Here is a 10,950-nt window from a genome sequence, read left to right as displayed (position 1 = left end):
CGGACACCGAGCGCTAGCGAGGTGCCGCAGTGAGCGAGTTTTTTGGGGCCCGGCTGGCGGCCAAGGTGGCCGCCGCCGGGCCGCTGGTGGCCGGTATCGACCCGCACCCGGGGCTGCTGTCCGACTGGGGCCTTTCCATCGATGTAAACGGTCTTGAGCGGTTCGCGCTGACCTGTGTCGAGGCCTTCGGCGCCGAAGTGGCCCTAGTGAAGCCTCAGGCCGCGTTCTTCGAGGCCTTCGGCTCCCGTGGGGTGGCCGTGCTGGAGCGGACCATCGCCGAGGCGCGGGCGGCCGGCGCGCTGGTGATCGTGGACGCCAAGCGGGGCGACATCGGCTCCACGATGGCCGCCTACGCGACCGCGTTCCTGTCCGACGACTCGCCGCTGGCCGGCGACGCCGTCACGCTCTCGCCGTATCTCGGATTCGGTTCCCTCGACCCGGCTTTGGAGCTGAGCGAGAAAACCGGTCGCGGGATTTTCGTGCTCGCCTTGACATCCAACAAGGAAGGCGCGTCCGTGCAGCGGGCGCGCGCCGATTCGGGTGTCTCCATCGCGCAGTCGATCGTCGACGCGGCGGCCGAACGCAATGAAAGCGCTAAACCGTTGGGCCATGTGGGTGTTGTCATCGGGGCCACGGTCGGGCGAACCGAGCTCGACCTGTCTCGCCTGAACGGCCCAGTGCTGGCTCCCGGGCTGGGCGCGCAGGGCGGCACCGTCGCCGACCTGCGCCGGCTGTTCGGCGGCATTTCCGGTCTGGTGCTGCCCAATTCCTCGCGGGATGTGCTGCGGCACGGGCCCGATGTGGCGGCGTTGCGCGCGGCCGCCGTCGCGACCAGGGAATCCGTCCGCGAGCTGGGTGAATCCGCAGGCGTGGCAGGGGGTTTCGCAAGTTGATCTTGGAACCGCGCTGGTCGTGCATAGCACACGGGCCGGTGGGGGCACATCACCGGTGGCGGTGATCGCGCGGTCGAGGGACCTTGGTAGTACTTCTTTCACGTCGTGACGGCCGCTTTGGTCGAGATGCACCCGACCGGGTGGGGGAGTGTCACCGCATTGGTTGCGTTGTCACCACGGGGACCCACGTTGTACCGGGCGGTACTCGATCGGTACGGTCGCGACACCGATCCCACTGAAGAACACCCACACCACGGAGGAGATCGTGGCCCTTCCCCAGCTGACCGAGGAGCAGCGGGCCGCAGCGCTGGAGAAGGCGGCTGCCGCTCGTCGCGCCCGGGCCGAGCTCAAGGAGCGCCTCAAGCGTGGCGGCACGAACCTGAAGGACGTGCTGACCGCCGCCGACACCGACGAGGTCCTCGGCAAGATGAAGGTCTCCGCACTCCTGGAGTCCCTGCCCGGCGTCGGCAAGGTCCGGGCCGCGCAGATCATGGAGCGGCTGGAGATCGCGACCAGCCGCCGTCTGCGTGGTCTCGGCGACCGCCAGCGCAAGGCACTGCTGACCGAGTTCGGCGGCGAGTGAGCAGGTTGGCCGAGAAGGGGTCGGGCACCCGTGCCCGACCCCGCCTCACCGTGCTGTCCGGCCCGTCCGGGGTCGGCAAGTCCAGCGTGCTCAGCGAGCTGCGCGGACTCGGTGAGGACGTGTACTACAGCGTCTCGGTGACCACCCGGAAGCCCCGCCCCGGCGAGGTGGACGGCGAGCACTACCACTTCGTCGACCGGGACGAGTTCGACCGCATGGTGACCGCCGGCGAGCTCCTGGAGCACGCCGAGTACGCGGGCAACTGCTACGGCACGCCGCGGCGGCCGGTCGAGGCCGCGCTGGAGCGGGGAACTCCAGCGATCCTCGAGATCGAGCTGCAGGGCGCCCGGCAGGTGCGGCGGGCGATGCCCGAGGCCCAGCTGGTCATGCTGATGCCGCCGACGTGGGAGGTCCTGGTGACCCGGCTGACCGGCCGGGGCACCGAGGATCCGGCGGTCGTCCAGCGCCGGCTGGAGGTGGCCGAGCGTGAGCTGGCCGCGGCCGAGGAGTTCGACGAGGTGCTGGTGAACTCCGATGTTCGTACCGTTGCCCGTGAGTTGCTAACCTTGGTGGTCGGCTCGCCCACCGAGCGTGTGTCCAGCGAGCCGTGACTACCTCCAGGAGCGTTGTCTTGACCATCCCGAGCCACCTGACCGCCGTCGGCGAGCCCGCCTCCGCGCCGGAGGGCATCACCAACCCGCCGATCGACGACCTGCTGGAGCAGGTCAGCTCGAAGTACGCGCTGGTGATCTACTCGGCCAAGCGCGCCCGGCAGATCAACGACTACTACGCCCAGCTGGGCGAGGGCCTGCTGGAGTACGTCGGCCCGCTGGTCGAGCCGGGCCCGCGCGAGAAGCCGCTGTCGATCGCGCTGCGCGAGATCCACGCCGGCATGCTCGAGCACACCGAAGGCGAATGACCTCTCCGCAGGTTGTTTTGGGCGTGGGCGGCGGCATCGCCGCCTACAAGGCCTGTGAGGTGCTGCGCCGGCTGACCGAGTCCGGTCACCGGGTGCGCGTGGTGCCCACCGAGGCCGCGCTGAACTTCGTCGGCGCGGCCACCTTCGAGGCGCTGTCCGGCCAGCCGGTCGCCACCGGTGTGTTCTCCGACGTGCCGGCGGTGCCGCACGTCAAGATCGGGCAGACCGCCGACCTGGTCGTGGTCGCCCCGGCCACCGCCGACCTGCTGGCCCGGGCCGCGCACGGCCTGGCCGACGACCTGCTCACCGGCACGCTGCTGACCGCGCGCTGCCCGGTGCTGATGGTGCCGGCGATGCACACCGAGATGTGGGAGCACCCGGCCACCCAGGCCAACGTCGCCACGCTGCGCTCGCGCGGCGTGATCGTGGCCGAGCCGGCCAGCGGCCGGCTGACCGGCAAGGACACCGGCAAGGGCCGGCTGCCCGAGCCGGCCGAGATCGTGGAGCTGGCCCGGCTGCTGCTGGCCGCCCCCGACGCGCTGCCCCGGGATCTGGTGGGGCGGCGCGTTGTCGTCTCCGCCGGCGGCACCCGCGAGGCCCTCGACCCCGTCCGCTACCTGGGCAACCGCTCGTCCGGCAAGCAGGGCTACGCCCTGGCCCGGGTCGCCGCCCAGCGCGGCGCCGAGGTCACCCTGGTCGCCGGGCACACCGCCGACCTGGCCGACCCGGCCGGCGTGCGGGTGGTGCGGGTCGGGTCCGCGATGGAGCTGCGGGACGCGATGCACGCCGAGAGCGCCGGCGCCGACGTCGTCGTGATGGCCGCCGCCGTCGCCGACTTCCGCCCGGTCGCACTGGCCGGCTCCAAGATCAAGAAGGGTGACCGGGACCCGGAGCCCATTCGGCTGGCGGTGAACCCGGACATTCTGGTCGAGCTTGTCAAGGCGCGTCCCCCCGGTCAGGTGATCGTCGGCTTCGCCGCCGAGACCGGCGACGAGACCGGGGACGTGCTGCACCACGGCCGGGCCAAGCTCGCCCGCAAGGGCTGCGACCTGCTGGTTGTCAACGCCGTCGGCGACGGCCTGGTGTTCGAGCAGGAGGACAACCAGGGGTGGCTGCTGTCCGCCGATGGTGACGAACGTCCCATCCCCCTTGGTTCCAAATCCCGGCTCGCGGCCACAGTCTGGGATTCGGCCCAGCTCTTGCTCGGGACTTGAGCGGGACTGGACGTCACGCCCGGTACGGTTGACGCGATAAACGCGGGCGCGAGGGGCCGTTTGGGCGCCGTGAACATCTGTGAGGAGTGTCGTGAGCCAATCCAGCCGGAGGCTGTTCACGTCGGAATCGGTGACCGAGGGTCACCCCGACAAGATCTGTGACGCCATCAGCGACTCCATTCTCGACGGGCTGCTGTCCAAGGACCCCCGCAGCCGGGTCGCGGTGGAGACCCTGATCACCACCGGCCAGGTGCACGTGGCGGGCGAGGTCACCACCGAGGCGTACGCCGACATCCCGACGATCGTCCGGGAGAAGATCCTGGAGATCGGCTACGACTCCTCGGCCAAGGGCTTCGACGGCAACTCCTGTGGCGTCAACGTCGCCATCGGGTCGCAGTCCCCGGACATCGCCCAGGGCGTGGACACCGCGTACGAGTCGCGGGTGGAGTCGGCCGAGGACGAGATCGCCCGGCAGGGTGCCGGTGATCAGGGCCTGATGTTCGGCTACGCCACCACCGACACGCCGGAGTTGATGCCGCTGCCGATTGCCTTGGCGCACCGGCTTTCCCGTCGGCTGACGGCCGTGCGGAAGAACGGTGCGCTGCCGTACCTGCGGCCTGACGGCAAGACCCAGGTGACCATCGAGTACGCCGGCGACCAGCCGGTGCGGCTGGACACGGTGGTCGTGTCCTCGCAGCACGCCGACGGCATCGACCTGGAGAAGATGCTGGCCGTGGACGTTCGGGAGCAGGTCGTGCTGCCCGAGCTGGCCGAGCTCAACCTGGACACCGAGAGCGTGCGGCTGTTCGTCAACCCCACCGGCCGTTTTGTCATCGGCGGTCCGATGGGTGACGCCGGCCTGACCGGCCGCAAGATCATCGTCGACACCTACGGCGGCATGGCCCGCCACGGTGGTGGCGCGTTCTCCGGCAAGGACCCGTCGAAGGTCGACCGCTCCGCGGCGTACGCGATGCGCTGGGTGGCCAAGAACGTCGTGGCGGCTGGTCTGGCCGGGCGCACCGAGGTCCAGGTCGCCTACGCGATAGGCAAGGCGGCCCCGGTGGGTCTGTTCGTGGAGACCTTCGGCACCGAGAACGTCGACCCGGCCAAGATCCAGCAGGCCATCAACGAGGTCTTCGACCTGCGGCCCGCCGCGATCATCCGGGACCTGGACCTGCTGCGGCCGATCTACGCCCCGACCGCCGCGTACGGGCACTTCGGCCGGCCGGACCTGGACCTGCCGTGGGAGCGCACCGACCGCGCCGACGCACTGAAGTCCGCCGCCGGCGCGTGACCCAGCCCGTCCCCGACGAAGCCGCCCGTGACCTCTACGGGCGGCTTCGCCGTTTCCTGGCGGGGACGGTTCTGGACGTTGGCTGTGGCGTGGGCTCGGTGGCCGCCGACCTCTCCGGCCGCTTGATCCTTCTCGATGCCGTCGACCTCCGTGGCCCTCTCGCCGCCGGATTTCCCTTTGTGCTCGGCGATGCCTGTGCCCTGCCCTTCGCCGCCGGCTCCTTCGACGGCGTGCACCTGGCCCGAGTCCTGCACCACGTTTCCGACTGGCGTGTGGCCCTGACCGAGGCCCGCCGCGTGGTCCGCCCGGGCGGTGCCATCGCTGTCACCCTCGGCGGCCGGATGTTCGCCTCCGAGCTGTCCCCGTTGCGCGACGCCGTTTTCGACGAGGGCCGGCGTCTCGGCCTCCGAGGAGCCCACCACGTGCACGGGCCGGCCGGCTATGAGGATGTGGATGCCGTGCTGGGGGCGGGTGAGGTGGTCGAGGTCGTTTTCCCGCAGTCCGACACTGCTCGCCGGGTTGTGGTCGACGCCGCCAACCACCCGTACGCCTGGTTGCCGGGCCAGGACCTGTCGCCACTGCGAGCAGTCGCGGAGCAGATGCTGGCCCGGTCCGGCCTGGACCCCGACGAACCGGTCATACACGAACGGGTCATCTCTTACCGGGTGTACCGCCGCTGACTCAGCGGGCGAGCTTGAAGCCCTCCGGCATCTGCAGGGTGAACGGAGTCGTGTCGGACGTCGTCGACACCGGCAGCGCGTCGGGGTAGTCGTAGCGGTAGAAGCCGACGAAGTAGGACGTGTCGTCGGTGCTGGGTTTGTCGGTGCTGTCGTCGAGCGCCGGGTTCAGCGACACCACCTCGTACGCCGGCAGCAGGGTTTTCGTGTCCAGGTAGTAGACGACGTGCGAGCCCGTGACACCGGTGTGGCCGTTGGTGAACGGCCAGGACAGACCGTCCAGTCCGGTGTCCTTGAAGGCCCAGATGAAGATCTGGTTGCCCTCGTAGCCGTCGTTGGGGATCTTGACCGGGCCGAAGTCCACCGCCATCCGCACGTACTGGCTGCCGTTGGCGCTGAACAGGGTGGGCTTTCCGGCCTTCACGAAGCCCTGGTACTTGTTCTGCAGGGCGTTGATGTACGCGTCGGCCTGCGTCTGGTTGAGCCCGCTGGGGGCGATCCCGTCGCTGCCCGTGTAGAGCAGGCCCTGGTCCTGCACGGTGCAGGTCGTCGGCCGCTCGGGCGGCTGGGCCGACCACCGCTGGGAGCTGATGTAGTACGTCTGCTCAACCCCGCCGACGCACTTGTCCAACGAGGACGGCTTGCCCTGCAGGAAGTACGTCCGCTCCAGGAACGGCTTCTTCGCGCCGTGGTCCACCCCGGCTTTGAAGATCGAGTCGTACTGCCCGGACGCGAAGGCGTCCTGGGAGTTGAACGACGCGCTCGTGAGCACGGCGATCTTCGCCTGGATCTGCCGCCGGAACACCGACCAGAACTGCGCGTCCGCGGAGACGCCGGCGAGGGTCTGCGCGTTCACCGCCTGCCCTGGTTGCAACGCCGTGCCCGCGTCGGCGCCACCGCCGCCCCCGGAGGACGGCCTGAGCACAAACACCCCGACCGCGACAGCGACCACCACGACCGCGCCGATGACACCCCCAATCACCCACCCGCGCCGACGCTTGGCCCGCGGCTGCTGCTGCTCGCCAGGGAAAAGCGATTGGCCGGGGTAGGGCTGAAGGCCAGGGAAAGGTGGCTGGCCGGCAAAGCCTTGCTGGGCGGGGAATCCCGGTTGGCTCGGCGCGGCCTGCTGACCGGAGAAGCCCTGCTGGGCCGGAAATCCCGGCTGCCCGGCAAATCCTGGGCCGAACACCCCTGGTTGCGCCGAAGGTCCCGGCTGGCCGGGACAGGGCTGCGGATGGGGAGCCTGCTGCGGGTTACCGGCCGGCTGCGGATAACCGGGAGCCTGTGGCTGGCCGGGAGTCGGCGGCTGCTGTGGGCCTGGTTGCGGATAGCCGGGAGGCGGCGGCTGAGAGCCGGGAGCTTGCGGCTGCCCGGAGGCCGGCGTTTGCGGGTAGCCGGGGCCGGGCTGTTGCTGGCCGGGCTGCTGCTGCCCGGGCAGCGGCCAGCCGCCGGGATAGGCCTGGCCGGGATCGTTCGGAATGGACACTGTGTGTTCCCCCCTGTTGCGTCGCCGGTGATGCTAGTGGCGTGCGGTGAGGACCGCTCACGCAACGGCGAGACGGACCCGATAGGTCCACCACCAGATGCGCGGGGTGGGGATGCGGCGCTGGGCGACCTCGCGGAGGCGGGTGAGGCCGATCTCGTCCTCGGTGATGCCGCGTTCGAGCAGGGCGACGACGCCGCCCTGGCTGCGGAGGATGTCCACGAAGCGGGCGGCGTCGCCGATGTCCTTGGCGTGCACGGCGACCTCGGTGACGTGGCGGAACAGGCCGCTGTCGCGGAGGCGGGCGGCGTGGTCGGCCTTGGCGGCGTAGGGAGGACGGACGTGGTGTCGGACCTCGAGAACGCGGTAATGGTCCTCGACGGAGCGGTAGGCGGCGTCGCACTCGGGGTCGACGGCAGGCGGCCATTCGCAGTCGAAGGCGGCGAACACGCCACCGGGGCGGAGGATGCGGGCGACCTCGGGGAAGGCGCGGGCGGGGTCGAACCAGTGCAGGGCCTGGCTGGCGGTGACGACGTCGGCGCAGTTGTCGGGCAGGGTGGTGGCCTCGGCGGTGCCGTCGACGACCCGCAGGCCCCGGGCGGCGGCGATGGCCCGCATGCCGGGATCGGGCTCGACGCCGATGGCGGCCGGCCACAGCGCGGTGGCCAGGCCGGTGCCGGCGCCGAGGTCGACGACATCGGGCTCAGTGACCCCGGCCCACTGGGTGATCAGCTCGGTCAGGACGGCGGGCGGCGTGGGGCGGACGCGGTCGTACTCGTCGGCGAAACCCCCGAACCGGGTGGTGGCATCGGTCATGCCCTGGGACGGTAGCAGTACGTACGTACGGTTTGCTAGGGTCTCAGACGGCGCTCATCACGTGCTTCACCCGGGTGTAGTCGTCGAAGCCGTAGCCGGAGAGGTCCTTGCCGTGCCCGGACAGCTTGAACCCGCCGTGCGGCATCTCGGACACCAGCGGCCCGTGCGTGTTGACCCACACGCAGCCGAAGTCCAGCCCGGAGGTCACCCGCAGGATCCGCCGGTGGCTCTCGGACCACACCGACGACGCCAGCCCGTAGGGCACGCCGTTGGCCAGCCGTACGGCCTCCTCCTCGGACGAGAAGCCCTGCACGGTGATGATCGGGGCGAACACCTCCTCCTGCACGATCTCGTCGTCCTGACGCAGGCCGGAGAGCACCGTCGGGGCGAAGAAGAAGCCCCGGTCGCCGACCCGGTGGCCGCCGCAGTGCACGACGGCATGGGCGGGGAGCCGGGAGATCAGGCCGGTCACCCGGTCGAGCTGGGCCTGGCTGTTGAGCGGCCCGAAGTCGGCGGCCTCGCGGGGCCCCTTGCCGGTGCGCTGCGCGGAGGCGATCTTGGTCAGGGCCGCCACCAGCTCGTCGTGCACGTCGTCGTGGGCCAGCACGCGGCTGGCGGCGGTGCAGTCCTGGCCGGCGTTGTAGAAGGCGGCGGCGACGATCTTCTCGGCCACGTCGGCCACGTCGACGTCCGGGAAGACGATCACGGGAGCGTTCCCGCCCAGCTCCAGGTGGGTCCGCTTCAGGGTGGCCGCGGCGCTGGCGGCCACCTGCATGCCGGCCCGGGTGGAGCCGGTGATCGACACCAGCGCCGGCACCGGGTGCTCGACCAGCAGCCGCCCGGTGTCCCGGTCGCCGCAGATCACGTTGACCACGCCGGCCGGCAGGTACTCGCCGGCCAGCTCGGCCAGCAGCACGGTGCTGGACGGCGTGGTCTCGGCCGGCTTCACCACGGTGGTGTTGCCGGCGGCCACCGCCGGGGCGATCTTCCACACGGCCATCATCAGCGGGTAGTTCCACGGCGTGATCTGCGCGCACACCCCGACCGGCTCGCGCCGGACCGTCGAGGTCAGCCCGGTGGCGTACTCGCCGGCCGAGCGCCCCTCCAGGTTGCGGGCCGCCCCGGCGAAGAACCGCAGGGCGTCCACACTGGCCGGGATCTCCTCCTCCAGCACCACGTGCCACTGCTTGCCGGTCTCCGCGCACTCGGCGTCGGCCAGCCGGGTGGCGTTGTCCTCGACGGCGGCGGCCAGCCCGAGCAGGGCGTGCGCGCGGTCGGCGGGCGTGCTGCGCCGCCAGCCGTCGAAGGCGGCCGCCGCGGCCCGCGCCGCGTTGTCCACATCGGAGGCTCCGGAGACCGGCGCGCTGTCGCTGACCTCGCCCGTCGCCGGGTCGACGACACCGGCCCGGAGACCGTCCACTCCGGACAGTCGCTCGCCGTTGATCACGTTGTGGGCCATTGCACCTCCTGGTGGGTCGGCGCGAACATCGTCAGTCTGGCCGGCAGCACGACCACGCTCGGGCCGTCCACCGCCAGTGAGTTGATCATGTCGGACGCCAGTCGGGCCGGTGTGCTCAGGGTCGCCGGCACCCCGAACGACCTGGCCAGCGCCACGAAGTCCGGGTGGGTCAGCTCGGTGCCGTATGGAGTGTCCATGTACTCGCGGAGAATCCCATAGCCTCCATCATCCACGATCAACCACGTGACGCGCAGCGCGTGCTGGGCCGCGGTGGCCAGCTCGGCCAGCCCGTACATCGCCCCGCCGTCGCCGGAAACGGCCAGCACGGGCCGGTTTCCCCGCAGCGCGGCGGCCGCCCCGACCGCCGCTGGAAAGGCCCAGCCCAGGCCGCCCGAGCCCTGCGCGGTGTGCATGCCGCCGGACCTCGGGTCCCAGGCTGACCAGGCCCAATACCCGAGAATTGTCATGTCCCAGAAGCTGGGCACGTCCGCCGGCAGCGCTTCCCTTAGCGTGCCCAGAATGGAGCGCTCCAACGCCAAATCCTGCCCGTTCAGCCGCTCCTCGACCCGGGTCAGCAGGCCGGCGGTGTCCGGCGACACTCGTGCCCGCGAGCCAACATGTTTGACAACTTCGGACAGAAACTCCCCGGCGTCGGCGTGGATCCCCAATGCTGGGTAGTTCGCCGCCAGCCGCGTGGCGTCGGCGTCCACCTGGATCACCCGGCCGGTGGGCCGGAACGTGCCGTAGTTCGTGGACAGCTCGCCGAGGCCGGAGCCGACCACCAGCAGCACGTCGGCCGAGGCCAGGAACTCCGTGGTGTGCCAGTCCTCCAGCCAGGAGCGCAGCGACAGCGGGTGCTCCCACGGGAACGCGCCGCGACCGCCGAACGTGCTGGCCACGGCCGCGCCGAGCCTCATCGCCAAGGCCAGCAACGCTTCCTGCGCGCCGGCCCGCACCACGCCGCCGCCGGCGAGGATCATGGGACGCTCGGCCGCGTCGAGCAGCCGCGCCGCCTCGGCCACCAGTTCTGGTTGCGGACGCAAGGTTCTCGGCTCACCGTCGACCGAGACCACCGGCGGCTGCTCGGTCGGACCGGCCAGCACGTCCTGCGGAATTTCCACCCATACGGGTCCGGTCGGCGCCGTCGAAGCGGTTCGCCACGCCTCGGCCAGCGCCGCCGGGATCTGCGCGGCGGTGCGGACCACGTGCGTCGACTTCACCACATCGCGGAAACTCGCCTGCTGGTCGGGAAGTTCGTGCAGGTAGCCGCGCCGCCGGCCGCCGAGCCCGTCGGACGGGATCTGGCTGCTGATGCCCAGCACCGGCGACGAAGACGAGATTGCCTCATGTAGTCCGGCCAACGTGAGCAACGCGCCAGGACCGGTTGACACGACGAGGGGTGTCACCCGGCCGGTGATCCGCGCGTGCCCGTCCGCGGCGAACGCCGCCGAGGGTTCGGTGCGGTTGCCGACATAGCGCAGGTCGGAGCGGCGCAGCGCGTCGAACAGGCCGAGCGCGTGCTGGCCCGGCTCGCCGAACACGGTGTCCGCGCCGAGCGCCTTGAGCGTCTCGACGACCAGGTCCGCGCCGATCCTGGGCATATCGGGCCGAG

11 protein-coding genes are annotated in these 10,950 nt (G+C 71.0%); 7 read left to right on the top strand and 4 right to left on the bottom strand.

All coding sequences use genetic code 11. The features are described from left to right. Positions 1 to 29 precede the first annotated feature (29 nt). The 7 genes from pyrF to JJ691_RS22570 all read left to right on the top strand — a co-directional run bounded on the left by pyrF (position 30) and on the right by JJ691_RS22570 (position 5,583). Positions 30 to 893: an orotidine-5'-phosphate decarboxylase gene (gene pyrF / locus JJ691_RS22600; RefSeq protein ID WP_211770706.1), complete on the top strand. Its 864-nt coding sequence runs from the start codon at positions 30 to 32 to the stop codon at positions 891 to 893. Positions 894 to 1,158: 265 nt separating this feature from the next. Next, positions 1,159 to 1,476 carry an integration host factor, actinobacterial type gene (gene mihF / locus JJ691_RS22595; protein WP_116176684.1) on the top strand — a complete coding sequence of 106 codons (318 nt, stop codon included), beginning with the start codon at positions 1,159 to 1,161 and terminating at the stop codon, positions 1,474 to 1,476. After that, a complete protein-coding gene (gene gmk, locus JJ691_RS22590) occupies positions 1,473 to 2,087 on the top strand; it encodes a guanylate kinase (RefSeq protein WP_211770705.1) in 615 nt (204 codons plus the stop codon). The genes mihF and gmk overlap by 4 nt, the downstream gene beginning before the upstream one ends. 20 nt (positions 2,088 to 2,107) lie before the next feature. Next, entirely contained in the window at positions 2,108 to 2,395 is a 288-nt protein-coding gene (gene rpoZ, locus JJ691_RS22585; RefSeq protein WP_211770704.1) for a DNA-directed RNA polymerase subunit omega, read from the top strand. Next, entirely contained in the window at positions 2,392 to 3,609 is a 1,218-nt protein-coding gene (gene coaBC, locus JJ691_RS22580) for a bifunctional phosphopantothenoylcysteine decarboxylase/phosphopantothenate--cysteine ligase CoaBC (RefSeq protein ID WP_211770703.1), read from the top strand. Before rpoZ ends, coaBC begins: the two co-directional genes overlap by 4 nt. A gap of 91 nt (positions 3,610 to 3,700) precedes the next feature. Continuing rightward, a complete protein-coding gene (gene metK, locus JJ691_RS22575) occupies positions 3,701 to 4,903 on the top strand; it encodes a methionine adenosyltransferase (protein ID WP_211770702.1) in 1,203 nt (400 codons plus the stop codon). Beyond that, positions 4,900 to 5,583 (top strand): class I SAM-dependent methyltransferase, encoded by a 684-nt coding sequence (locus tag JJ691_RS22570; protein WP_211770701.1) that lies wholly within the window; start codon positions 4,900 to 4,902, stop codon positions 5,581 to 5,583. Before metK ends, JJ691_RS22570 begins: the two co-directional genes overlap by 4 nt. Before the next feature lies 1 nt (position 5,584). Here JJ691_RS22570 and JJ691_RS22565 read toward each other — a convergent pair whose 3' ends face one another. The 4 genes from JJ691_RS22565 to JJ691_RS22550 are packed head-to-tail and all read right to left on the bottom strand — an operon-like array spanning position 5,585 to position 10,939. Next, positions 5,585 to 7,066 carry a hypothetical protein gene (locus JJ691_RS22565; protein WP_211770700.1) on the bottom strand — a complete coding sequence of 494 codons (1,482 nt, stop codon included), beginning with the start codon at positions 7,064 to 7,066 and terminating at the stop codon, positions 5,585 to 5,587. A gap of 57 nt (positions 7,067 to 7,123) precedes the next feature. Continuing rightward, on the bottom strand, positions 7,124 to 7,879 hold the full coding sequence (locus JJ691_RS22560) for a class I SAM-dependent methyltransferase (RefSeq protein ID WP_211770699.1): 756 nt from the start codon (positions 7,877 to 7,879) through the stop codon (positions 7,124 to 7,126). A gap of 43 nt (positions 7,880 to 7,922) precedes the next feature. Further along, the gene (locus tag JJ691_RS22555; protein WP_211770698.1) at positions 7,923 to 9,338 is read right to left on the bottom strand and encodes a gamma-aminobutyraldehyde dehydrogenase; all 1,416 of its coding nucleotides are present in this window, start codon (positions 9,336 to 9,338) and stop codon (positions 7,923 to 7,925) included. Beyond that, positions 9,323 to 10,939, bottom strand: a complete 1,617-nt coding sequence (locus tag JJ691_RS22550) for a thiamine pyrophosphate-binding protein (RefSeq protein WP_211771654.1) — start codon at positions 10,937 to 10,939, stop codon at positions 9,323 to 9,325. The genes JJ691_RS22555 and JJ691_RS22550 overlap by 16 nt, the downstream gene beginning before the upstream one ends. Positions 10,940 to 10,950: the final 11 nt, after the last annotated feature.

This window comes from Kutzneria sp. CA-103260 (assembly GCF_018263855.1).
Classification (GTDB): Bacteria; Actinomycetota; Actinomycetes; order Mycobacteriales; family Pseudonocardiaceae; genus Kutzneria.
The sequence above is the reverse complement of the archived record's forward strand: the minus strand, read 5'-3'. Positions and strand labels throughout refer to the sequence as shown.

Bases quoted from the DNA above. Each gene is read 5' to 3' on its own strand.
- coaBC (WP_211770703.1), top strand. From the start codon at position 2,392: ATGACCTCTCCGCAGGTTGTTTTGGGCGTGGGCGGCGGCATCGCCGCC.
- JJ691_RS22550 (WP_211771654.1), bottom strand. From the start codon at position 10,939: ATGCCCAGGATCGGCGCGGACCTGGTCGTCGAGACGCTCAAGGCGCTC.
- JJ691_RS22560 (WP_211770699.1), bottom strand. From the start codon at position 7,879: ATGACCGATGCCACCACCCGGTTCGGGGGTTTCGCCGACGAGTACGAC.
- JJ691_RS22555 (WP_211770698.1), bottom strand. From the start codon at position 9,338: ATGGCCCACAACGTGATCAACGGCGAGCGACTGTCCGGAGTGGACGGT.